Genomic DNA, 22,337 nt, shown 5'->3' with positions numbered 1-22,337 from the left:
TATGTTATAGTACACATTAGGTGTTACTTTTAGCGCCGCCAAATTCAGTGATGAGATTTTTTAATGCAAGGCATCTGATCACGAATGAAACGGAGGATATGTAAGACTAATGAAAAAAATACCCACACTTATCTTAACATGTGCCTGTGCTCTTTCCATACTGGGTGCATCATCAACAGCTAGTGCTGCGACACTACAGAAGGGTAGTAGAAGTTCCGAAGTAGTTGAGGTCCAAGAAAGACTGAATAAAATAAAATATTTCTGGGCTGGCATCAGCGGTTACTATGGTGACAAAACGGTTGAAGCTGTGAAGAAATTCCAGAGGGTGAACAACTTAGCTGTCGATGGAAAGGTTGGTCCCAAGACAGAAGCCAAACTTAAAGCCAAAGCGCCGATTAATAACAAAGTGTTAAAACATCTGGCAGGTATTATTCAAGATGAAGCTGGCGGAGAATCATTTACTGGACAAGTTGCAGTAGGTGCTGTCATTCTAAATCGGGTTCAGAACTCGGCGTTTCCGAACGCCATTACGAACGTGATTTTTCAAAAAGGACAATTCTCACCTGCAGCGGATGGCAAACTAAGTGTGCCAACGGCGGGTGCTTATGAGGCAGCTCGCAGAGCTTTGACAGGATATGATCCTTCCAAAGGTGCTCTATACTTCTATAATCCGAAGTATACTTCATCTTCTTGGATGAGTTCTAGGCCAGTTACACAAAGACTTGGTAATCATGTTTTCACAAAATAAATCTTTCACAAAATAAATATTGAATTTGTTGAGTGCACTTAAAAAACACTTCGCCGGGAGAAAGCAGGAACAATTCCCTTTCTCCCGGCTTTTTTTTCAGGATCGGCAAAGCCAGATCCCACTATTACACTTACATCACGAATCTGGAGGTTGTCATAGGATATATGAACAAATTAAATAATAATAAAAAATGGAAAACACTCGCAGCAGGTTTACTTTTAAGCGGATCGATAGCAATAGGTACAGTAGGAGCGGCTTCCCCGGCCAGTGCAATGCTTCTTCAAAAAGGAACTCAGCACTCTGAAGTTGTAGAGCTGCAAGAGAGACTCAGAACGCTAGGCTACTTGTCTGCTGGCGTAACCGGATACTATGGATCGCAAACAGAGAAGGCCGTTCAAACCTTCCAGAAGCGGAGTGGTCTTGCTGTAGACGGAAAGGCAGGCAAACGGACGATAGCCGCTTTGAAGGCTAAGGTGCCTGCCGCAGGAACTACACTGAATGCTTTGGCTAAAGCCGTAAATGGTGAAGCGAGGGGCGAATCATTAAAAGGGCAGGTGGCGGTGGCTGCTGTCATCCTTAACCGGGTCCAGTCTAATCAGTTCCCAAGTTCTATAAAAGATGTTATCCTCCATCCGAGACAGTTTACTGCGGTGGATGACGGCCAGTATAACCTCACTCCTAATTCATCTGCTTATGTAGCAGCAAAGCGTGCACTGAATGGCGAAGATCCAACAGGGGGAGCGCTCTATTATTATAATCCGAAGATTGCCACATCCGCTTGGAGTAAAGCACGTCCTATTATAAAAACAATAGGGAATCATGTATTCACAAAATAGGAATTTATAATATTGAAGTCAAAAAAGATGTTCTTAAACGAGGCCGCTTAAAAGTCCTCTTATAAAGAAAAGGTACGGCTCCTGAAAACAGTTGAGGAGCCGTACCTTTTTTGACTATAGTTAGTGCATCAAGAAGAGTAGAGGAACGCGAATGGTTAGACAACAACAAACCTTGGTTCTGTGCCCTTGTGCGGCACCGTATAAGACAAAAAGAAGACATTCATCTCCAACACGCGGAGTGAATGTCTTCTTATTATTCTAATCTATGATATTAGAGTACACTTTTTGCTCCTACATATTTAGGACCCCAGTAAGTGTTACTCAAGCTGTCGATTTTAATACCACTGGAAGTAGTGGCAGAAATGAAACTATTGTTTCCAACGTAAATGCCGACATGAGAGACAGAACCTGTTGTATTAAAGAAAACAAGATCACCTTGCTTTAGATTACTCTTTGATACAGAAGTTCCTGTCTTATACATGGAAGCTGCTGTACGCGGAAGGGATACATTGTGTTTCTCAAAAACATATTTCACGAAACCAGAGCAGTCAAATCCGCTTGGAGTAGAGCCTCCATATACATAAGGTGTACCTATATATTTTGTAGCTTCTTGAACAATACTCGTTCCTTTTACATGATCATTCCCTACAAGAATCGGGCTATATGTTTTACCTGTAGTACTTACCATAACAAGAGAGTAGCTCTTTTTCCAAACAACTTCACTTCCCATGGCTTCGGATACAAAACGAAGTGGAACGTATGTACGGCTATCGCGAATAAATACTTGAGTATCAAGACTTACACTTTTTCCATTGACTGTTGCTGTTGTAGAACCTGTTTTAATTTTAATCGTGGTTCCATTCTTTTTAATAGTAACCGTTGTAGTTGAACCTGATTTAGAAGAACTTACGGTATAATTCATTTCTTCTGCAAGTTTACGTAATGGAACTTGCGTTCTATCGTTATTATCTAGAAAAGGAGAAGCATCTTCAAAATTAACAAGACTATCATTAAGTTGTACATTTACACTATTTGAACTTGAAGAAGATGCATCCACTTGCGAATTTCCGAGTACTAAGCCTGCTCCAAGCAGAGTAGTTAACAACATACATTTACCAAATTTCATCATTATTATTTATTCCTCCATTAGCCTCCGAGGTTAGTTGACGGGTTTGAGTAGAAGGTACTCTAGGATCTTCATCATCCATTCACCCCAAGTATGTAAATCGTCCCCCGTACTAAGTAGTAGATTCGGCTTTATTAATATTAATCAACTGTAACTAATATATAATAAAAAAAGCGTTGAATGTTACAATTTTGTAACCAGCGATTCACCTTTTGCACACTAAAACTTGGCAGAATTTTTAGTTATATACTTATGTAGAGAGGTTAAGTTCCTTTAAAAGGGGTATTTTATCACTAATCTAAAGAACTGAAACACCTTTTTTGGTTACAATATTGTAACCAAAATTATTAATTTTCTTATTTTTATTACAAAATATTTATCTATTATTTCATATAATATCCTTTATTTTCTAGTTAGTTGGTAAGAATATACCAAAAAAACAACCCGTATTTTTAGAATTAACGGGTTGTTGGGCTGATCATTACAAAGATGTTATCATTTTATGTCGTTTTATTACGGCCTGTTATTAGTAAAAGGAGGAAAGAAATAACAATAATAGAGACGGTCCACACCCAAGCCATGGTTGTATTACCGCTGTCTACAGCAATATATATAGCAGTGGGTACAGTCTGCGTTTTTCCTGGGATATTGCCTGCAATCATGAGTGTAGCCCCAAATTCCCCAAGTGAACGGGCGAATCCAAGTATATAGGCGGTCATAAGAGAAGGCCATACAAGAGGAAGTGTAATATAACGAAAGACTTGCCATTCATTTGCACCGATGGAACGTCCAGCTGCTTCAAGCTCCCTATCAACGGACGAAAATCCAACTTTCATCGTCTGATAGACAAGAGGAAAAGAAACAACAATCGAAGCAATAACGGCTGCCCACCATGTAAATAGAAGTGGAGCATTAAATATACGCTCAATTACTGAACCGACGAAGCTGTTTCTGCCAAAAAGAACAAGTAACAAAAATCCAACAACGGTAGGGGGCAGTACAATGGGCAGCATGAATGCAGTCTCGAGAAAAAGCTTACCGCGGAATGTTTTCCTGGACATCCATTTTGCGAGTAAGCTTCCTACAATGATCGTTACCATGCTTGAGAGCAATGCGATAATCAGTGACAATCGTACGGGTGCCCAAAATAAATTCCAGTCAATCATAGGCACCGCAAACTAAAGGCCTTTAAACCCGTACTTCTGAAATATGGTCTTGGCCTCATCAGATTTGAGGAATTCATAGAATACTTTGGCCTCCTCTTTATGTTTACTTGCCCCAGTAATGCCGACTGGATAATGGATAGGTGTGTAAAGCTCTGGATCAACCGTATGTACAATGTTGACTTTAGAAAGAATGGCATCCGTTTTATATACGAAACCTGCGTCAGCATTACCAGTTTCAACGTACTGTAATACTTGACGGACATCCTTGGCCTGTATAACCTTTGGAAGCAGTTTATCATATAGCCCAAGTCCTTCGAGTGCTTCTTTGGCATAACTGCCCGCAGGAACGCTTTCCGGAATACCGATGGCTACAATCTTTACTTCCGGTTTCGTTAGATCAACCTCAGATGTTATATCGATCTCACTGTCATTTGCGGATACAAGCACAAGTTCGTTTGTCAGCAAAGTTTCAGAGTATCCTTCCATGATCTGATTGTTGTCAATCAGTGCTTGCATATTCTTCTCCGCAGCTGACAGAAAGAGATCAACGGGAGCACCTTGTTCAATTTGCTGCTGCAGCGCGCCGGAACTACCAAAATTAAAAGTAAGCTGGATTTCCGGATGATTTGCCTCAAAGATCGGCTGTATTTCTTCGAGCGCATCCGTTAAGCTCGCTGCAGCTGAAATGGTAAGCTCAGTGACCTCAGCCTGTGTAGAGGATGATTCTGGAGTAGATTGCTGTGATTCTTGCTCTGTAGGCGTAAAAGTAGAGTCCGGTGTACTGCTTGTACTACCGCATGCTGCTAGAAACATCATGAAGAGAAAACTAAAACAAACATAACTAACCTTATTCAATTTGAACATAACAACCACCTTTTCGTTATAATTGATTATATATAGATATAATTAATATATTATATTGATGATAGATAGGATGGCAATGCTAAATTGTGAATAGATTATGATACAATGACGGGTATAGATTTGTATGGGGGTATTGCAGGTGAATGATAATGTATCTTATACAACAGAGGAAATAGCGAAGCTTTTAAAAATATCCAAACTGACCGTGTATGATTTAATAAAAAAAGGAAAGTTACCCGCTTATAAAGTCGGCAAACAAATGCGAATAGACCATGCCGATCTGGAGGCTTACAAACAGGCTTCCAAAGATTTTGTTGCGAAGCCAGCTCATGATATGGGGAAACGGGAACTCTATGTAGCCTCCGAGAATAGCGGAGTAAGACAAGTGGTTATTACGGGCCAAGACTTGAGTCTGGATATTCTGTCGAGCTATCTGGAGAAACATTCACCCTTTTTAAGACCACTGCGTTCCTATGTGGGAAGTCTGGACAGTCTTATCTCTATGTATCAAGGGAAGTCGGATATCGTCAGCACTCATTTACTTGATGGAGATACAGGAGAATACAATATTCCCTATATTCGTAAGCTCTTAGTTGGGTCTTCATATCTTGTTGTTAATCTGATGAGCCGGTGGGCTGGATTATATGTAGCACCAGGCAATCCGCATCAGTTACAGGGATGGACTGATCTTACTAAACCGGGGCTTCGATTCGTAAACCGCGAGAAAGGGGCAGGGGCTAGAGTTCTTGTAGATGAACAACTTCGTATCCATGGTTTGGATAGAGGGACGATTCAAGGATATGAGAATGAAGAAACCAGTCATTTCGCTGTAGCAGCAAAAGTTGCCTCTGGTGAAGCAGATGTTGGGGTAGGATCTATGAAAGCAGCATCTGTTGTAGCGGGAGTTGAATTTATTCCGCTTATTAAAGAACGTTATGATCTTGTCTTATTGGATCAACCGGAGAATACGGTACTCATCCAAACCGTGCTTGATATCCTTCGTTCGGATGCATTTCGTCATGAGCTTAGTATGATTTCTGGATATGATCTTTCGGAGACAGGGAAGATTATGCTGAGAATGTAAATGTGCTATATATAGAAGCTTTTAAAAAGCCTGGCTTTAATAACCGGGTTTTTTCGTCTGCCAAAAAGACCCGCCTTTCACATACACGGCGTTTTAACAAAGCTCAAATTCAGTTGGCCAGATCAGAGATCCTCTAGTTTTAATCCCTTTATGAATGTCTTTAAAGTAGGAAAGTAAACTAGAACGTGACGGTCCATTCAGTACGAAGACCATATATTCGGCATATGTTTTCTGTGTAATATCATAAACCCAATCCAGCTGCCTAAGAAGCGAAGATAAAGAAGAAACAGGAAGAAGCAGGTGGGTGTTCTGAAGCGGGTTTAGCTTCCCTTTTAAATAGCATGTTATATAGACAAAAGCTTCTCTGTCACGCGCAAGTAACATAATAATAGAATTAGGGTCTCTCTCGCTATAGCGTATATAACCTGCTAGTTCTTCACCGATCAGAATGGAGGATGCGCGTATTGTGTTAGACGGGCTAATCCAATCGAGCAGTGAATGTCCCGGAAGGATTGAAAAAGAAGAATGGCCATAAGTGGTTTCCCACATGTCATATAGTTTAGGAAGATCACTAGACTCTACACGCCGCTCCCGAAGGAAGGGTTCTGTTTCGGTTACAAAGATCGTTTCCAGCGGGATTTTTACTTTTTCGTCCATCCATGCGTTGCTTCTAAAGCCAAATCGGCTATAGAAATGCGGGTGGCCCAGTACAATGGATAATTCATATCCCTTCTGCTGAGCACGATGTAATCCTTCTGTAATTAAAGCTGAACCAATACCAAGTTTTTGATAATCAGGATGAACGGATAAAGGAGCCAGGATTAGATTTTTTACCTTGTTTCCTTCTATTTGTACTTCTTGCGGGGTAAACAGAATATGACCGATGACTTGATCGTTCTTTATGCAGACTAGGGAGAGTTCGGAATCGAAAGTTTTCCGTGTACGAAGGGCACTGACAAGAGCGGCTTCTCCCATCCCAAAGTTATAGGCAAAAGCTAGGGCATGCAGTTCCGCAATCGCATGGAAATCTGAAGGGAGTTCGGAACGAATGATCCAGGAAGTCATGATGTACACCTCATTTCTTTTAATAAAAAGGTGGAATCTGATAATTCTCATAAATGTAGAATGGCGTTACCATGGTTTTTTTATGCATGAGAAAGGACTGAAATAAGATAGACTTGGTAAGAAAGGAGAGGTTGCTAAAACTTTTTATTCGTGAGATAATTGGAGTTTGCCTAATAAGAATTTGATAGTGTTGGAGGCGTAACCATGGAGCGATATCCTTTCTCCTATGATCCGTCAGAACCATTCGTCAAGCAGGTCGGCGACTGGGTAGCGGACGTTTTTTATGATGTATTACCTGAACATGGATTTGATATCCGTGATGAACAAATATTTATGGCTTACCAACTGGAAAGAGCCTATGCCAATAAGAAAACCATTTTTGCTGAAGCAGGAGTAGGTACGGGGAAAACACTCGTGTATCTGCTGTATGCAGTAAACTATGCAAGGTATACACGCAAACCGGCAGTCATTGCCTGTGCAGATGAGTCGCTCATTGAGCAGCTTGTTAAGCAAGAAGGGGATATTGCTAAGCTTGCCCGTTATTTGGATCTACAGATTGATGCGCGGCTTGGAAAATCTCCGGACCAATACCTCTGTCTCAAAAAAATAGACAGTGTCCGTCTTCAGGATGAAGATGCAGCTGTCATTGAAGACGTATATGAAACACTTCCTGATTTTGTCCATTCACCGGGCACCATGCAATCTTTTTACCCCTATGGAGATCGTAAGGAATACCCGAATCTAAATGATGAACAGTGGAATAAGATCAACTGGGATACTTTTCAGGACTGTTTTGTATGTGATAAAAGACATCGCTGCGGCATGACACTATCTCGTGATTATTACCGCAAGGCGACAGACATTATTATCTGTTCCCACGATTATTACATGGAGCATGTATGGACCTATGAAGGAAGAAAAAGAGAGGGTCAGCTTCCGCTGCTTCCTGAACATAGTTCGGTTGTATTCGACGAAGGACATCTACTTGAATCTGCTGCACAGCATGCTCTTAGTTATAAGCTGAAACATAGTGCTTATGAAGAGATTGTTACTCGGCTGTTGGATGGAGAGATTCGGGAGACACTCGCACTGCGGATTGAAGATTCTATTGACCAGAGTCAGCTTGTCTTTGAACTGGTTGCAGAGCAAAGTACAGCCATACCTGGTTCCGACCGAAAACGCGTCCGCATCGATGATAAACTGCTTAGTGAACTGAATCGCTGGAAGAGTACGATTGAAGCGATTGATGAAGAGCTTGTATTTGAAAGTGGACTTCATACACTAGATGAATATAAATTGCGTATTGTCGAAGAACATTTGGAAATGATTCAAACGGCACTCCATCTGTTCCGCGATCCAGCTCATTATATTTGCTGGGCAGAAGAAAATGAGGACGGGGCAGCGACACTTGCCATTATGCCGCAAACGGTCAAAGAAGTATTAGAGGAACGGGTATTTGGACTACAAATGCCGATCGTATTTTCTTCCGCAACCCTTTCGGTCGATGGGTCGTTTGATTATGTAGCAAGCAGCCTTGGTATCAGTGATTATTTATCTTTCTCTGTAAATTCTCCATACGATTACGAGAAGCAGATGAAACTGATCGCCCCAAGTGAACTCCTTGGAGAAGAAGATATGCGAATGGAAGTTGCTGCAGCGAAGAAACTGGCGATGGCTGCCAAGCTGATCAAGCGTACCGATGGACGAGCTTTATTGTTGTTTAAAACCATGAATGAACTTCGTGAGTTTAAAAAAGCAGCTTCCCATCATCCTTACTTTGCATCCTATAAGATGCTTTATGAAGGCGACCGGGAGATCAGCAGCTTGATTGCGGAATTCCAGAATACCGAGGAAAGCGTGCTTTGTGCGGCTAGTCTATGGGAAGGACTGGATGTGCCAGGACCTTCGCTCTCTAATGTTATGATTTGGTCACTTCCTTACCCGCCGGAGGATCCTGTATTTATGGCTAAACGGGAAGCTGCTGATTCAGCATATGAAGAAGTAGACCTGCCGTACATGCTGCTTCGTCTGCGTCAAGGACTCGGAAGACTCATTCGTTCTTCAACAGATGAAGGGATTGCTGCTATACTAGATGCGGAAATTCTGTCTAATTCCAATGTGAGAGAGCGAGTGGAAGCCGTCTTGCCACCTGGAGCTAAACTCTCAGTAGAATCACTGTAGTTCGAGATCTTATTCTAAAGAAAATAGAAATAACCTAAAAAAGACCTGTTTTGTACCCAGTTCAAGTCATAACGTAGACTTGAACCGGATCATAACAGGTCTTTTATTATCCTTATTCTTGTGATGAATAGGAAGAGATACAGACGAAACGTTAGAACATGCCCATACTTAAATATCTTTCGCCTGTATCTGGAGCGATACAAAGCACTTTATGCCCAGGTCCTAGACGTTTTGCAATTTGCAAAGCGGCCCACGCGGATGCTCCTGAAGATGGTCCCAATAGCAACCCTTCCTGCGAGGCCAGTTGCCGCATCGTGTGGAGAGCCTCCTCATCCTTCACCTGGATGATTTCATTCCAAACGTCTGTATTCACGATCGGAGGAATAAAGCCTGGACTTGTGCCAACTAGCTGATGGGGACCTGGTTTACCGCCGGATAGAACGGGAGAACCTGCGGGTTCTACCGCATAGATTTTTATACTCGGAAGATGTTCACGCAGAACCTCACCTGTCCCTGTAATCGTTCCTCCTGTGCCAGAAGTGGCAACAAAGGCATCGAGTCTTCCTTCCATTTGGGTAAGGATTTCAAGTGCAGTCGTAGTCCGGTGTGCATCAGGGTTTGCACTGTTCTCAAATTGCTGCGGGATAAAGCTGTGAGGAATGCTTTTTTTTAGCTCATGTGCTTTACGAATTGCGCCAGGCATCCGTTCTGAAGCCGGAGTGAGCACCACATCTGCGCCATATGCTTTCAGTATTTGAATGCGTTCCTTGCTCATATTATCGGGCATGACAAGGATGGCTTTGTATCCTTTGGCTGCCGCATTCATCGCTAGGCCAATCCCCGTATTTCCACTCGTCGGTTCAATAATGGTTGAGCCAGGCAGAAGTAGTCCGTCAAGCTCTGCTTGTCTGATCAGATTGAAGGCAGCACGGTCTTTCACACTTCCACTGGGGTTAAAATACTCGAGCTTTACATAAACTTCAGCATGTTCGGAACTTGGAATACGCTGTAACTTTACAGCCGGCGTATCTCCGATGAGATCTGTAACATGCTGAGCAACTAACCGATTCATATGTTTCGAGGGTGTTGTCTGTCTAGAATTCATGCCTATCATCCCCTTTACTATCATGTTCCTATTATTATGACATGAAATTCTATAAAGTGTAATGATATGTAATAAAGTGAGTTCTTTGTGAAGGACATAAAAAAGGCGGAATGAACTCTCTCTTTAACTTTCTGAACATGTAGACAGATCTATACCAAGATACGCACTCATTTCTTTTTTTACCTCTGTTTTAGCAAAGGTCCATAGAAGAAACAGGCGCCGCCGATATCCTCTGCATAAATAAAGTGCTTCCATGCCTTCCTTTTGTTTCGACTCTTCATATACCCGGATCCCGCGGGTGCGCATGTCTGAACGAAGGTTCGTCAGGGACACGGTAACCTCGGATTGAAGCTTGGAGAGACGCATTATGTATACCTCAGGCATGTACAGAGAAACCTGCCTTATCGAATCAATATCTTGTTCGAGAACGTCTAGCATTAATGTGTAGATGAGATACTTTTTAATTAGCAAATGATCCGCTTCAGATGGAGCGGGAGGGGTGGATGGCACCGTCATCCTTTTCACTTCCTAGCTATGGATAGAATAATTGGTTATTAGCAATTAACAGAACATACGTTCTTATTCTATACTATCCAATATAAGATTTCATTATGCTTTTTGGCAAGTGGATATTCTAGGAGTGAGCTGGGGCTCATGGCACTGGTGGAATAAACAAGTGTAGATCGATATATAGAAAAAGGACGAGCATCACCTATTAGAAGAGTGAGCCGTCCTAACCTAGTTTAGATGTGATACGCAGATGGTTCCTACTTAAGCCATATATTGCGGTTTGTCATAGAGAGCTTCTTTTTCCAAAATGACCTTGTACGGACGCTCTTTGCCCTTTAGTGACGGACCTAACGTAGTAATAGGCTGTTCTGGTTTTTTGAAAAGGTCGCCGCTGTCACTTTCGGGTGCAGGTCCAGTGGAATCCGGGGCAGCGCTCAGACGCACCTTGGGGGCTCCTCTTTTCTTTGTGAGCCTTTGTCTGATCGGTTTCATCCCATTTCTCCTCCTAACAGGTCATGAATTGCACTAAATAATTGGCGATTATCATGGTCAATCTGCTGAAATAATTCGTCACCCGCCTCGAGATGTCCCACAAGATGCACGGTGAATACATAATTACTTGCTACAGGATAGCACAGCATATACTCTTTCTCAAGATAATCGTCATATAGGTTGACCTTGATTTTATTCTCCTTAAAAGCATCTACGGTAAGGATGCGGCTTGGATCATCTGGGGATTTCCCATCGTTCACATCCAGTGAATATTTCCGTCCAATCTCTCCCACATTTCCTGCCACTTGCTGAAGATATCCGGATTCTGTTGTCCGATGAACGGTAGTTCCTCGGACAAGAAAATGAGGGCGGGAAACAAATGTGGTTCTCAGCGTATCACTCATTCGGTGAAGCATCTGGTCATCTGCCTTACGGGAACGCAGCAGTTCGCGAAAGAAACGAAGCAGCTTGAGAAGTTGAATTCGTTTACTGTCTTCTTCTTGGCGGACCTTGTTTATTTCCTTTTGAACCGAAAGGTCCGTCCATGGGCCTAGCATTTCCATAACTTCTGTAATTTTATTACAGGCTACTGCCACGGCGGGAGCCCATTTGCCATCTGAGCGGATTTCATAATGTAATGACCCGAGCCCAAGCAGATCGGATGGCATTCGCATGCCTTCCACTTGTGCTGTATCTTCGAGTTCTTTTACATGCTCTGGTAATATAAAGAATATGCGTTTTCTACCCAACTTGCTCATAAAAAGACCCATCTCGAATAGTGTGTTATCCCGTACCGTTGCTACCACTTTGCCACGAATTTTCGCGACGTCATCTGGATGAAAAATAAAAATGGCGAAGTCATTATTTTGTACTTCTTTTTCAAGATCCTCAATCGTATAATTCCCCGGATTAAATACACCGGTATACCAAGGAGTCACTTCAGCCGCATATCTAAGGTTTTCATGCACCGCTGCGGCTATAGGCTTCGCTTCAAGAGAACATCCAATGAACGCTCTAGGCTTTTTAGTCATCATAGTCCGCTCCGCCTCGCTTAACGGGATTCAGTTTTTATTTAGATCTTTTTCTATATTATACCATTTACCCTTTTTTGACGAACCCAAAAACATCACATGGCAAAGAACGAGTCATTAGTACTAGTTCCCTATGTCTGAAGCAACATGAAGATAAAGAGAATATGCTACAAATTTCATAGATCAATATATGAAGGAAACCTTGTATCTTATGAAAGAGAAATTTGGCATCTTTTTAACAAAAATAAAAATCATTACAATTTGCCGTTCCTAAACGCAGGATGCACCACATAAATTATAAGGGACAGGTGTTTTTCACTTTTTCTCTATGTTTAAAGCATGTTATAATAAGGGTAATCATATGTATAAGAACTGCTCGTGCGAGCAAAATATATGGTTAAACAAGAAAGGATCTGGATACCATGAGTCCCCGAAGGACAGAGCCCCAAAGGACGATTTGGAAACGCAACGATTCCTCCTATACTTAGCTTCCCTTACGTAAAGTAGAACAAGTCACCCATGAATGATGACGGTACTTATGCGTAAGGAGAGGTTATAAATGAAAATTCGAAGGATGAATTCCTCAATAGAGCTCCTCCCGCATAGGTACGGTCTATCGACCATACTACTAATAATGCGAGGGAATCTGTATGAGGACAATAGAACAACAAGTAAAGAAAGAAACTGAGAGGTATGGTAATAAAGTTCCTGCACTGCCTGCTTTTTTGAAAAGCACAGGTATGATGATGTTAGGAACAATGCTGATGGCATTTGCGTTTTATCATATTAACTATGTCAATCATTTATCAGAAGGTGGATTTGTAGGGCTTGCCCTGCTTGGAAGTTATATAGCTGGATGGCCGGCTGCGCTCACTTCTTTACTGCTTGATCTGCCAATTATTCTGATTGCTTGGTATTTGATGGGACGTAAATATATGTACAAAGCATTATTAGGAGCCATATCATTCTCCTTGTTTTATGAATGGTGCGAGAGATATTCTCCGCTTGTCATTGATTTGCACGGAAGCTTGCTTGCTGCAGCCATTTTCTCTGGTATTTTAACGGGGATCGGTGCAGGACTCGTCATTCGAAGCGGCAGTGCGACCGGTGGAGACGATATTCTAGCGGTACTCATAAGTCAGCGGAGCCGGTTTAAGATAGGTACTGTATTCTTTATGATGGATGCAGTGGTTTTGGTAGTATCTCTTGCTTTTATGCCGCTGAAAGAGACCCTATATACCATACTTGCTGTTTGGATATCAGGGAAATTGATTACTTTGGTTACACAAGTGTCTAATCAGTCTCATCCTAAAACAGAAACAGTGCCAAGTGTACCATACAAACAAGTAATACAAGATAAAGTGAAAATTTCATCCGCCGTACAGGTTGTACAGCCTGCCTCTAAACCTTCAAAGGTGATTCTTACGAATAGCCAGCGGAGCTTAGCGGGAGTAAAAGTGCATCCATCAAGTACAGGAGGTTCCTAGTTAAAGGGCTACAAGTAAATAGAAATGAAGACTAGCGTCTGGAGAAATCCAGGCGTTTTTTCGTTGCGAAAGCATGTTAAGATAGTGTAACTTCAATAACAGGAAAATATTAGGGGATAAGAGGGGTGTGGGGGAATGTGAGCACTATGCTATCTAACAAGAGAACGTTCGGCGGAGTAGTATTAATGTTGCTTGGAATTCTTATTTTATTATCTAAAATGATACAAATTACAGGGGCTGATCACGTGAATGATAAGTTGCTCCTCATAAGTGGATTCGGAGAATCTATTCCTGATCAACCTCAGCGCGAAGTGACCTTGTCTTATTCAGGGACAGTAGAGAATCATGCCAATCAGTCTCTAACCATTCATTCCATAGAACCGATTCTATCAGTTGATGCATCTAACCTGTTAATTCACCCAGAGAAACAAATTCTTATATATGATCGGGTTCTAAAGAAAAAAGAGAGTCTTCATGTAAATGGAGAATTTCTACTTGATACGAGTCAGCTGACGGAAGAAGAAATGAGCAAATTACTGCCTGGTGTTATTGCCTATAAAATTACATATAACCAAGATCACGAAATTGTGCTAAACACGGTGCCTTGAGTCAATATAGGATCAGTCAGGTAAAGATTAATTATAACTTTTCTTTCACTGTCTCTTCTCTGCAGAAGGGAGTTATAATGTGGTTGTCGGGCCGACGAAATACTTTCTGAAAGGAGATGATCCATTTGATCAAAAACCGTGAGGTGACTTTCGCTTAGGCGAAAGAAGCATTGATAAGAGGGGAGGGCATATGTCTCTCCTCTCTTTATAACCGCCTGATTTGAAAAATAAGGGAATTATAAAATATAATGGTTGTATATCTGAACTTCCAAAATTATAATAAATGTAGATTGAATCCATTTCATAATATCTTTCGTTGCTTTTAATCAGGATGATCTAGATGGAAATGGTTCAATTGATTCGATTACATATCTAAAAACAAAGAGAGGAGGAAGCGACATGTTGACATATCAGTACGTTCAAATACCACAATTTCATACGAAAAAACCAAGGTGTCATAGATGAATGATCATCTGTAATGCAGCTGAGTTACTCGGATTTGAACAGTTTATTTTAACTTCTGAGTCAAGTCAAAGCAGCACTACACATATGTTTATACGTAATGAACTACCTTTGGAGCAAAACAGATCCAAGGTTTTTTTTGTTTTACGCGGCATAGTTCGCAGTGGATTCTAAAACCAACTAATCGAAAGGAGGCGTAAACATGCAAAATTTATATGGCGCATGGAAACAAAGTTTGAGATCAACAATATCCGTATTCGAGGAGGACCTTTATCGTGAGGTACAAAAATGGAAGAGAAGCGCTTCCCCCTAGCCTGTTAAAAGAGATTCAAAAATATATTCAGGGTGATCTGATCTATATACCTAAAGCTACCGAAGAACGAGCAAGATGGGGTGAGAAAAGCGGAGCCCGCAAAGAGCTGGCTCAGCGTAACGCAGAAATCACCCTTCATTATACCAAGGGATGGACCGTACCTGAACTTGTTCAGAAATATCATCTTTCAAGCGAAAGCATTCGTAAAATTGTTGTGAAAACATGGTAGTGAAATACGATTTACCGGCATGAAGGTTCCTTACCTTTGTGCCGGTTTTTTTATTATGTTCATACACAATAAAAGGAAGTTTGCTTTTACATGATTTACTGGATGAGTACACATACTTGGTATGAATAGGATGCTTAAGTTCATAATTTGCTTGATAATCAAAACATTGTGAGGAGAAGTAAAATGTTGAAAACAAAAATCATATGTACAATGGGACCCGCTTGCGATTCCATCGACTTACTGAAACAGATGATACAGTCCGGAATGACCGTAGCTCGGATAAATATGGCTCATGGAGAGCTGGAAGAGCATGTGAATCGTATGGAACGCGTTAGAACAGCAGCGAAAGATCTCGGAACTTTTATACCCATTATGCTGGATATTAAAGGACCGGAAATACGGATTGGTAAACTCAAAGAGGCTTCCGTCACTTTGGAAACAGGAAAAGAGCTGATCTTGACGACGGAGGAGATTTTAGGAGAAGTTCACCGGATCGGCGTCAATTACGCGGAAATGAATGAGGTCGTAAATCCGGGAGATACCATTCTCATTGATGATGGACTCGTTGCCTTAAATGTAAAGAAGGTAGAGGGTACGGAAATTTATTGCCAAATCTTAAACGGAGGTGTTCTTAAGCCAAGAAAAGGGGTGAATTTGCCTGGTATCAAAACGACGCTTCCGGGTGTAACCGAGCGTGATAAAAAACATATTGCTTTTGGTCTCGAAAATAACATTGAGATGATTGCAGCGTCGTTTGTACGTAAAGCAGCAGATGTGGAAGAGATCCGAGCCATATTGAAAAAAAACCAGGCAGAACATGTTCAGATCTATTCCAAGATTGAAAACCAAGAAGGCGTTGACAATATTAAAGAAATCATTGAAGCCTCTGATGGAGTGATGATTGCCCGCGGCGATCTTGGAGTTGAAGTTCCAATCGAAGATGTACCGATGATGCAGATTGATATTATCAAACAATGTAATCTCGCAGGTAAACCGGTGATTGTAGCTACTCATATGCTGGATTCAATGCAGGTCAATCCACGTCCAACCCGGGCAGAAGTAAGTGATGTATCGAACGCGGTACTTCAGGGTGCAGACGTTGTCATGTTATCCGGTGAATCGGCAGCCGGTAAATATCCGCTCGAATCAGTGAAGACCATGGCAGCTGTTGCCCAAAAAGCAGAGTCTTTAATTGATTACCGCGATAACTTCTTCAAAAAGCGGGAACAACATGCAACCAATATTACAGAAGTGATCAGTCAAAGTGCCGTAAGTGCTTCTCTTGAATTGAATGCCAAAGTGATCATCGCTTCCACCGGAAGTGGATTTACGGCAAAAATCATTTCCAAATATCGTCCGAAAGCTCCAATCTTGGCGATCACTTCTAATGAGAAGGTGCTGTCTCAAATATGCCTCTTCTCTGGAGTTTTCCCGTACCTTGGGGAAAAAGTAAACTCGACAGATGAGATGTTTGAATCGATTACCCGGAATGCGGCTACTAAAGGATTTATCTCATCTGGAGATACCGTAGTTCTCTCTGCAGGTGTACCGATCGGGATTTCAGGCACAACGAATCTAATTAAAATTGTACAAGTGTAAGATTTAAAGCAAATAAATAGGACTCAGTAACGAAAGGTTTAGAGGCTGTGTAGCTTATAGCTCTACCTTTCGTTACTTTCTTATTTTTACTGAACAATAAATGTAAGGTGAGAATATTTTATCTGCCTTAGGGGATTTTAAATCAAGATGGGTAAGAGAATGAAATCAGCTGGAGGTATAGTTACATGCCCGATTGGATTGAAGTTGCGCTAAGGACGCTTTCAGCCGTTACCGTACTTTTTATTATCACTAAAATATTGGGTAAGCGACAAATATCCCAACTGTCTCTTTTTGAGTACATTACAGGGATTACACTCGGTAACTTGGTTGGATATATCTCACTTGACTTGGACAGCACCTGGTACTTGGGATTTGTAGCTTTGGCAGTATGGATTGTAGTGTCTGTCGGAGCTGAGTATTTCACTATGAAAAGCAAAAAATTCCGAGATATAGTTGATGGAAAGTCAACGATCCTCGTAGAAAATGGTGCACTAATTGCTGATAATTTACGCAAAGAAAAACTAACGGTTGATGAATTTTTAGAACAGCTGCGTAAGAAGGATGTTTTCCGAGTAGCGGATGTAGAGTTTGCTATTATGGAGCAAAGCGGTGAAATTAATGTGATGCTCAAAAAAGAATTTCAACCACTCACCGCAGATGCACTTGGTTATCGACTAATGAAAGAACAAGAGCCTAAAACCATTATTATTGATGGACGTATTCTGCCTGATTCTCTGAAGGAAACAGGATTTAGCGAAAGTTGGGTTCACAAGCAGCTCAGAGATTTACATCTTCCTCTCAAACATGTTTTTATAGGACAAGTGGACAGTAAAGGCGAATTGACGGTCCAAACCGGGAGCAGGGCGTTACCTAATTCAGCTCAGCCCCAGCCAAGTGCTCAAATATCTGATCTTGTAGCACAGTTTCAAGATGAACTAACGATGCGTAAGAAGCTGGCACAGAATGATAAGGATCAATTACAGTATCAAGAAGCACTGGATACATTGAATCATGCAATGAGCTCATATCAGAGTACGAAGAAGCCGTGACATAGCGATATGTGACGGTTTTTTCTCCTTTTATTGTATAATTTCGTTTTATAGCGATGTAGGATTTTGAAACGTTTTATTTCACATAGCTGCATTAGTACAAATTACGAGAAGTAAAACATACTCATATTAACCATAAAAAGGTATACTGTAATGCAAAAGATCTTTCTACATTTGGAGGAGGGTTTCTGGAATGCAGCAGGCAGTCATCGGTATAGACATCGGAGGAACGAACATAAAGGCGGGGGTAGTCACTCTTAAGGGTGAATTGATTGTTGACCGTACCCTTCCTACATACTCGGAAAATGGCAAGGAAGCCTTACTAAACAAAATAGAAGAGATAGCTACAAGTTGTTTGGAAGAGGCGTTATATAGTAATTTGGATATCCTTGCTCTTGGAATAGGAACCGCAGGGTTTATAAACCTGGAGGGAGAGATTGGAAGCGCTACAGCCAATTTACCCGATTGGAAAGGAACTCCGCTGCGAGCAGAATTAGAAAAAAGAATCGGGATCTCCGTTTATGTGGATAACGATGTCAACATGCTTGCGTTAGGGGAACTGTGGCAAGGTGCAGGAAAAGATCTGGATCACTTCCTATGCGTAAGTCTTGGGACAGGTATTGGGGGATGTTTGATCTTGAACGGACTTCCTTACCGAGGAAGAAGCGGCTTTGCAGGAGCCTATGGACACCAAGTGATTCAAATGAAAGGTGTATCCTGTACATGCGGATCAGCAGGATGCTGGGAACAATATGCATCAGTCACTGCACTGAAAAGGCAAGCAGCAGAAGCAGGGGAAACAGCCTGGGCTGAACATCCCAGACTGATATTTGATGAAGTGAGAACAGGTAATAAAAAAGCACAAGACCTCATACTGCAATATACGGAATATATTGCAGTCGGCCTTTCCAATCTGATCCATCATTTTAATCCGCCTGCTGTTATCATTGGCGGTGCTGTAACAGAACAGGGGGATATTTTATTCAAACCGATTCGAACCTTTGTTCAAAAGTTTACAATGGACGGTTTTGCAAATCGTCCGGATGTGCCTATCCTTCCTGCTAGGCTTGGGAATAGAGCAGGAATCATGGGTGCAGCAAAGCTTGCGATTGCAAGAAGCGAAGCTTAATTGTAAATTTTTGATGTTTGGATCTTACCCTGCTTATCATGGATGATGAGACGAATGTTTTTGGATGAAACGATTTCTTTCGCCGCTTTTACAGCTTCATCTTTCACATCATAGATCTGTTCGGGTTTCTCTTTTCCTTCTTTTTTCACAGCCCATCCGTCTTCGCGAGGTACTACATGGATATTTCGGTGATCACTAGCGTGACCTGACGAGTCTGCTTTTTTTGAAGAAGAATGATCGGATTTACCGCTTTTGGTTTGAGTTTTCGTTTCTCCTTCAGGATGATTCTCATTCCATTCTTCTGCTTGTGCGGTAGCAATAGCTATCGAACGACCTTCTTCATAACCTTCTCCGAGCAGGGCATTAGCAATTTCAATCGCTTTATTGCGTACACGGGGCTCTAGGTTTTTCATGGATGGGGGATAATCTGTTTTATTCCAAGGCATATAGGTTCCTCCTGTAATCGGAATTTAGTTAGAAGTTAGATCTTAATATTACGTTATAATGAATTACCCTTTTCGCAGGTAACAAAAACAGAAGAGAAATGAACTGGACTTCTGAACTACTTGGATAAGACAAAGGAGTAACCATAGATGATCTATCAACTGGCATTGCCCTTTTTATTTACGATGATTATTCATGCAGCAGACAGTATGTCTTATGCACTGCGGCTCGGTGGAATGAGGACACGAAGAATAACAATAGCCATCTCATTGTCCGGCATGCTCTTATTATTATCCCGCACGTCTAATATGGCACAAGGTCCGCTGCTCGGTTCTATGATTGATTCCGCTAGAGTAAGCGGTGGAGGTTCCATTCAGATGGGACTACATATCATTATTCTGGCTGCTGCCGTGGGCACGATGATCGCTATCTTTTTCTTTCCGACAACGGTACGCTGGTCAGCCAGGATGGTTGTCCATTTAGAGAAGGCGGGCTCAATCCCGGCAATGATGAAGTCATTATTTCATCTTTCAAAATTGAAAAATGCGTGGTTTTATGTGTGCCTGCCTCGGTTATCCATGTTTAAACAGCTGATGATAGGGAGAGTCCCCCGCAGACTCATATTGCTTAATATGATCGTAACTGCGATCTATACTTGCGGTGTACTTGCTACTCTATATGCTGCTTATATGAATCCTGAACAAGCGGTAACTGCTTCACAATCAACAGGACTTATCAATGGGATCGCGACTATTCTTCTCGCCATGTTGATAGATCCCAAATTAGCTCTGTTAAGCGACCGTACGTTACGTGGAGAGATTCCTGTCGCCCATATGAATAAAATTTATGGTTATATGCTGGTATCCCGGCTGGCTGGAACGATGGTAGCCCAATTTCTTTTGATTCCTTTTGCTTTATGGATCAGCTGGATTGTCGGTTTTCTATAAATCAAAAAGCGCACACTCCATAATCAAGGAGTGTGCGCTTTTATTAGATTTAAATATTACTTTTCGAAGAGAGAAAGATATTCCCCATACCCTTCTTTTTCCATATCCTCTTTCGGTACAAAACGAAGTGCGGCAGAGTTAATGCAGTACCGTAATCCATTCTCACCAGGGCCATCATCGAATACATGACCAAGATGGGAGTCTGATTCCCGGCTTCTTACCTCTGTACGAATCATAAAGTGGCTGAGATCCGTTTTTTCTTTGATGCTGTAGCTGCGTAAGGGACGAGTAAAGCTTGGCCAGCCGCAGCCTGCATCATATTTATCTTGTGAGCTGAAGAGCGGCTCACCCGACACGATATCAACGTATATGCCTTCACCCTCGTGATCCCAATACTCGTTTTGGAAAGGAGGTTCTGTTGCACTGTTTTGTGTTACTTCGTACTGTATAGGAGTCAGGCGTTCTCTTAGATTATCTTGTTTCTTGTTCGAAGACCAGTATTGCTCTATGAAGTCTTCACGTCCTGAACCTTTGCGATATCGTTTGTAATGAGCAGGATTCTTTTTATGATAATCTTGATGATGTTCTTCAGCTTCATAGAATGTAGATGCCGGAAGAATGGGAGTGAAGATGGGTTTATCAAAACGTCCGCTTGCCTCAAGAGCTTGTTTCGAAGCTTCTGCTTTTACTTTCTGCTCTTCTGTATGATAGAAGATAGCAGTTTGGTAAGAAGTACCGCGGTCATGGAATTGACCCCCTGCATCCGTAGGATCGATTTGTTGCCAGAACAGGGTTAGTAACTTTTCATAAGGAAATACTTTTGGATCAAAAGTGATTTGTACAGCTTCTACGTGACCCGTTGTATCCGAACATACTTCCTCGTAGGTTGGGTTTTCCGTGTGACCGCCTGTGTAACCTGATTTTACTTGAAGTATGCCTGGAAGTTCTTCAAAAGGTGACACCATGCACCAAAAACATCCTCCGGCGAATGTTGCTTTTTCTGTATATAATGGTTCCATAATATAATTCACTCCAATCTTGATGAGATAATCGAACTTAAGGTTTTGCGTAGATGTATTATATCCCAAACTTGGCCGGTAAACCAATCTTTGGTTACGACCCGTCCTCTTGTATTTGCTTTAACCTTATTCGATACGATACAAACGCAAGGATCAGGAGCAGGAGATAAATGATAAAAATCGTAAGCGTGGCAAGCGGATGTTCTGCAGCATTTTTACCTGCATACGCATATAGGGCGATACTCGGCAATCTTCCAAGTCCTGAAGCAATCATATAACTCCAGAAAGGGAGAGCAGCCGTACCCGCATAAACATTCACTGCCATTTGAGGAATAATCGGAATCATTCTTGCTAGAAGCACAGCGCTGAATGTTTGCTGCTGCATCATGATCGTCAGGTTTTTCACTCCAGGAATCTGTTTTAAATAACTGTCGCCCGTATCTCTGAGCAGCCAGCGAAATACGCCGTACGTAATGAGGGACGAAATCATGGTACCCAGCCAGCTTACAATGCCTCCCATAATAGGACCGAATGCATACCCTAGTAAAGCGATGATGAGCTTAAACGGCAGGACGGGGAATAGGGCAAAAACGGTGGTAAGGATTGTGAGATTTGTATATGATGCATTAGTTTGTGACCAATCCATAATCTCATTACGATAAATAAACAATACCCCGAGTAAAGGAATATACAATAAACAAAAAAGAAGCCATTTTTTCAAACCAAATCATTCCTTACAGGTAGTATGATCTCCATTATAGTCTAACGAAGGGTGAATGGATAATCTGATTTGATATTAGATGCGTTTTGATTGTTTTTTGCTTGCTTGATACACTTAGTTGC

General features: G+C 41.7%; 23 protein-coding genes and 1 riboswitch. Of the genes, 12 read left to right on the top strand and 11 right to left on the bottom strand.

From position 1 onward, the window contains the following. Nucleotides 1–109: 109 nt before the first annotated feature. Nucleotides 110–748, top strand: a complete 639-nt coding sequence (locus tag KJS58_RS25580; RefSeq protein ID WP_213529820.1) for a cell wall hydrolase — start codon at nt 110–112, stop codon at nt 746–748. A 164-nt stretch (nt 749–912) separates the two neighbouring features. Then, entirely contained in the window at nt 913–1,584 is a 672-nt protein-coding gene (locus KJS58_RS01445; RefSeq protein WP_213529818.1) for a cell wall hydrolase, read from the top strand. Between the two features lie 271 nt (nt 1,585–1,855). Here the strand turns inward: KJS58_RS01445 and KJS58_RS01440 are convergent, their stop codons facing one another. The 3 genes from KJS58_RS01440 to modA form a co-directional block, all read right to left on the bottom strand. Continuing rightward, nucleotides 1,856–2,713, bottom strand: a complete 858-nt coding sequence (locus KJS58_RS01440; RefSeq protein WP_213529817.1) for a C40 family peptidase — start codon at nt 2,711–2,713, stop codon at nt 1,856–1,858. A 4-nt stretch (nt 2,714–2,717) separates the two neighbouring features. Continuing rightward, a riboswitch (cyclic di-AMP (ydaO/yuaA leader) is annotated at nt 2,718–2,851 on the bottom strand. A gap of 359 nt (nt 2,852–3,210) precedes the next feature. Next, the gene (modB, locus tag KJS58_RS01435) at nt 3,211–3,876 is read right to left on the bottom strand and encodes a molybdate ABC transporter permease subunit (RefSeq protein ID WP_213529816.1); all 666 of its coding nucleotides are present in this window, start codon (nt 3,874–3,876) and stop codon (nt 3,211–3,213) included. Between the two features lie 12 nt (nt 3,877–3,888). Continuing rightward, entirely contained in the window at nt 3,889–4,740 is an 852-nt protein-coding gene (modA, locus tag KJS58_RS01430; protein ID WP_213529815.1) for a molybdate ABC transporter substrate-binding protein, read from the bottom strand. Nucleotides 4,741–4,879: 139 nt separating this feature from the next. Here modA and KJS58_RS01425 point away from each other — a divergent pair, with 139 nt between their 5' ends. Next, nucleotides 4,880–5,824 (top strand): substrate-binding domain-containing protein, encoded by a 945-nt coding sequence (locus KJS58_RS01425; protein ID WP_213529814.1) that lies wholly within the window; start codon nt 4,880–4,882, stop codon nt 5,822–5,824. Nucleotides 5,825–5,917: 93 nt separating this feature from the next. Here the strand turns inward: KJS58_RS01425 and KJS58_RS01420 are convergent, their stop codons facing one another. Next, the gene (locus KJS58_RS01420) at nt 5,918–6,889 is read right to left on the bottom strand and encodes a GNAT family N-acetyltransferase (protein WP_213529813.1); all 972 of its coding nucleotides are present in this window, start codon (nt 6,887–6,889) and stop codon (nt 5,918–5,920) included. A gap of 204 nt (nt 6,890–7,093) precedes the next feature. On the opposite strand from KJS58_RS01420, the gene KJS58_RS01415 reads away from it, so the two are divergent. Next, complete coding sequence (locus KJS58_RS01415; protein WP_213529812.1) at nt 7,094–9,070, top strand: ATP-dependent DNA helicase; 1,977 nt, start codon at nt 7,094–7,096, stop codon at nt 9,068–9,070. A gap of 151 nt (nt 9,071–9,221) precedes the next feature. On the opposite strand, the gene cysK is transcribed toward KJS58_RS01415, so the two are convergent. From cysK to KJS58_RS01395, 4 genes are all read right to left on the bottom strand, one after another. Then, nucleotides 9,222–10,142, bottom strand: a complete 921-nt coding sequence (gene cysK, locus KJS58_RS01410; RefSeq protein WP_213530256.1) for a cysteine synthase A — start codon at nt 10,140–10,142, stop codon at nt 9,222–9,224. Between the two features lie 156 nt (nt 10,143–10,298). Beyond that, nucleotides 10,299–10,691, bottom strand: a complete 393-nt coding sequence (locus tag KJS58_RS01405) for a YhjD family protein (protein WP_213529810.1) — start codon at nt 10,689–10,691, stop codon at nt 10,299–10,301. A 255-nt stretch (nt 10,692–10,946) separates the two neighbouring features. Beyond that, nucleotides 10,947–11,177, bottom strand: a complete 231-nt coding sequence (locus KJS58_RS01400; protein ID WP_213529808.1) for a hypothetical protein — start codon at nt 11,175–11,177, stop codon at nt 10,947–10,949. Beyond that, nucleotides 11,174–12,208 (bottom strand): nucleotide-binding protein, encoded by a 1,035-nt coding sequence (locus KJS58_RS01395; protein WP_213529806.1) that lies wholly within the window; start codon nt 12,206–12,208, stop codon nt 11,174–11,176. Before KJS58_RS01395 ends, KJS58_RS01400 begins: the two co-directional genes overlap by 4 nt. Before the next feature lie 650 nt (nt 12,209–12,858). Between KJS58_RS01395 and KJS58_RS01390 the strand changes: the two genes are divergently transcribed. The 6 genes from KJS58_RS01390 to KJS58_RS01365 all read left to right on the top strand — a co-directional run bounded on the left by KJS58_RS01390 (nt 12,859) and on the right by KJS58_RS01365 (nt 19,084). Next, nucleotides 12,859–13,695 carry a YitT family protein gene (locus KJS58_RS01390; RefSeq protein ID WP_249716840.1) on the top strand — a complete coding sequence of 279 codons (837 nt, stop codon included), beginning with the start codon at nt 12,859–12,861 and terminating at the stop codon, nt 13,693–13,695. Nucleotides 13,696–13,832: 137 nt separating this feature from the next. Continuing rightward, nucleotides 13,833–14,303 (top strand): hypothetical protein, encoded by a 471-nt coding sequence (locus KJS58_RS01385; protein ID WP_213529805.1) that lies wholly within the window; start codon nt 13,833–13,835, stop codon nt 14,301–14,303. A 737-nt stretch (nt 14,304–15,040) separates the two neighbouring features. Further along, nucleotides 15,041–15,307 carry a CD3324 family protein gene (locus KJS58_RS01380; protein WP_191799110.1) on the top strand — a complete coding sequence of 89 codons (267 nt, stop codon included), beginning with the start codon at nt 15,041–15,043 and terminating at the stop codon, nt 15,305–15,307. Between the two features lie 183 nt (nt 15,308–15,490). Next, complete coding sequence (pyk, locus tag KJS58_RS01375) at nt 15,491–16,906, top strand: pyruvate kinase (RefSeq protein WP_213529804.1); 1,416 nt, start codon at nt 15,491–15,493, stop codon at nt 16,904–16,906. A 185-nt stretch (nt 16,907–17,091) separates the two neighbouring features. Beyond that, nucleotides 17,092–17,955, top strand: coding sequence for a DUF421 domain-containing protein (locus tag KJS58_RS01370; RefSeq protein WP_213529803.1), 864 nt, complete (start codon nt 17,092–17,094; stop codon nt 17,953–17,955). A gap of 193 nt (nt 17,956–18,148) precedes the next feature. Continuing rightward, a complete protein-coding gene (locus KJS58_RS01365; protein WP_213529802.1) occupies nt 18,149–19,084 on the top strand; it encodes an ROK family protein in 936 nt (311 codons plus the stop codon). Here the strand turns inward: KJS58_RS01365 and KJS58_RS01360 are convergent. Next, nucleotides 19,081–19,530: a DUF2188 domain-containing protein gene (locus KJS58_RS01360; RefSeq protein WP_213529801.1), complete on the bottom strand. Its 450-nt coding sequence runs from the start codon at nt 19,528–19,530 to the stop codon at nt 19,081–19,083. The genes KJS58_RS01365 and KJS58_RS01360 overlap by 4 nt on opposite strands. Before the next feature lie 147 nt (nt 19,531–19,677). Here KJS58_RS01360 and KJS58_RS01355 point away from each other — a divergent pair, with 147 nt between their 5' ends. Continuing rightward, the gene (locus KJS58_RS01355) at nt 19,678–20,475 is read left to right on the top strand and encodes a lipid II flippase family protein (RefSeq protein WP_213529799.1); all 798 of its coding nucleotides are present in this window, start codon (nt 19,678–19,680) and stop codon (nt 20,473–20,475) included. Between the two features lie 56 nt (nt 20,476–20,531). Here the strand turns inward: KJS58_RS01355 and msrA are convergent, their stop codons facing one another. Further along, nucleotides 20,532–21,494 (bottom strand): peptide-methionine (S)-S-oxide reductase MsrA, encoded by a 963-nt coding sequence (gene msrA / locus KJS58_RS01350; protein WP_213529797.1) that lies wholly within the window; start codon nt 21,492–21,494, stop codon nt 20,532–20,534. Nucleotides 21,495–21,588: 94 nt separating this feature from the next. Continuing rightward, complete coding sequence (locus KJS58_RS01345; RefSeq protein ID WP_374705774.1) at nt 21,589–22,140, bottom strand: TVP38/TMEM64 family protein; 552 nt, start codon at nt 22,138–22,140, stop codon at nt 21,589–21,591. A 23-nt stretch (nt 22,141–22,163) separates the two neighbouring features. On the opposite strand from KJS58_RS01345, the gene KJS58_RS25745 reads away from it, so the two are divergent. Further along, a complete protein-coding gene (locus tag KJS58_RS25745) occupies nt 22,164–22,238 on the top strand; it encodes a tyrosine-type recombinase/integrase (protein ID WP_374705773.1) in 75 nt (24 codons plus the stop codon). Nucleotides 22,239–22,337: the final 99 nt, after the last annotated feature.

Origin of the sequence: Paenibacillus sp. J45TS6, assembly GCF_018403285.1 — a bacterium.
Classification (GTDB): domain Bacteria; phylum Bacillota; class Bacilli; order Paenibacillales; family Paenibacillaceae; genus Paenibacillus.
This window is presented reverse-complemented; position numbering and strand designations above follow the sequence as displayed.

Excerpts from the sequence above, each read along its gene's own strand:
- KJS58_RS25580 (WP_213529820.1), top strand. The coding sequence starts at position 110 with ATGAAAAAAATACCCACACTTATCTTAACATGTGCCTGTGCTCTTTCC.
- KJS58_RS01445 (WP_213529818.1), top strand. The coding sequence starts at position 913 with ATGAACAAATTAAATAATAATAAAAAATGGAAAACACTCGCAGCAGGT.
- KJS58_RS01440 (WP_213529817.1), bottom strand. The coding sequence starts at position 2,713 with ATGATGAAATTTGGTAAATGTATGTTGTTAACTACTCTGCTTGGAGCA.
- modB (WP_213529816.1), bottom strand. The coding sequence starts at position 3,876 with ATGATTGACTGGAATTTATTTTGGGCACCCGTACGATTGTCACTGATT.
- modA (WP_213529815.1), bottom strand. The coding sequence starts at position 4,740 with ATGTTCAAATTGAATAAGGTTAGTTATGTTTGTTTTAGTTTTCTCTTC.
- KJS58_RS01420 (WP_213529813.1), bottom strand. The coding sequence starts at position 6,889 with ATGACTTCCTGGATCATTCGTTCCGAACTCCCTTCAGATTTCCATGCG.
- KJS58_RS01415 (WP_213529812.1), top strand. The coding sequence starts at position 7,094 with ATGGAGCGATATCCTTTCTCCTATGATCCGTCAGAACCATTCGTCAAG.
- cysK (WP_213530256.1), bottom strand. The coding sequence starts at position 10,142 with ATGAATCGGTTAGTTGCTCAGCATGTTACAGATCTCATCGGAGATACG.
- KJS58_RS01405 (WP_213529810.1), bottom strand. The coding sequence starts at position 10,691 with ATGACGGTGCCATCCACCCCTCCCGCTCCATCTGAAGCGGATCATTTG.
- KJS58_RS01400 (WP_213529808.1), bottom strand. The coding sequence starts at position 11,177 with ATGAAACCGATCAGACAAAGGCTCACAAAGAAAAGAGGAGCCCCCAAG.
- KJS58_RS01395 (WP_213529806.1), bottom strand. The coding sequence starts at position 12,208 with ATGACTAAAAAGCCTAGAGCGTTCATTGGATGTTCTCTTGAAGCGAAG.
- KJS58_RS01390 (WP_249716840.1), top strand. The coding sequence starts at position 12,859 with ATGAGGACAATAGAACAACAAGTAAAGAAAGAAACTGAGAGGTATGGT.
- pyk (WP_213529804.1), top strand. The coding sequence starts at position 15,491 with ATGTTGAAAACAAAAATCATATGTACAATGGGACCCGCTTGCGATTCC.
- KJS58_RS01370 (WP_213529803.1), top strand. The coding sequence starts at position 17,092 with ATGCCCGATTGGATTGAAGTTGCGCTAAGGACGCTTTCAGCCGTTACC.
- KJS58_RS01365 (WP_213529802.1), top strand. The coding sequence starts at position 18,149 with ATGCAGCAGGCAGTCATCGGTATAGACATCGGAGGAACGAACATAAAG.
- KJS58_RS01360 (WP_213529801.1), bottom strand. The coding sequence starts at position 19,530 with ATGCCTTGGAATAAAACAGATTATCCCCCATCCATGAAAAACCTAGAG.
- KJS58_RS01355 (WP_213529799.1), top strand. The coding sequence starts at position 19,678 with ATGATCTATCAACTGGCATTGCCCTTTTTATTTACGATGATTATTCAT.
- msrA (WP_213529797.1), bottom strand. The coding sequence starts at position 21,494 with ATGGAACCATTATATACAGAAAAAGCAACATTCGCCGGAGGATGTTTT.
- KJS58_RS01345 (WP_374705774.1), bottom strand. The coding sequence starts at position 22,140 with ATGGATTGGTCACAAACTAATGCATCATATACAAATCTCACAATCCTT.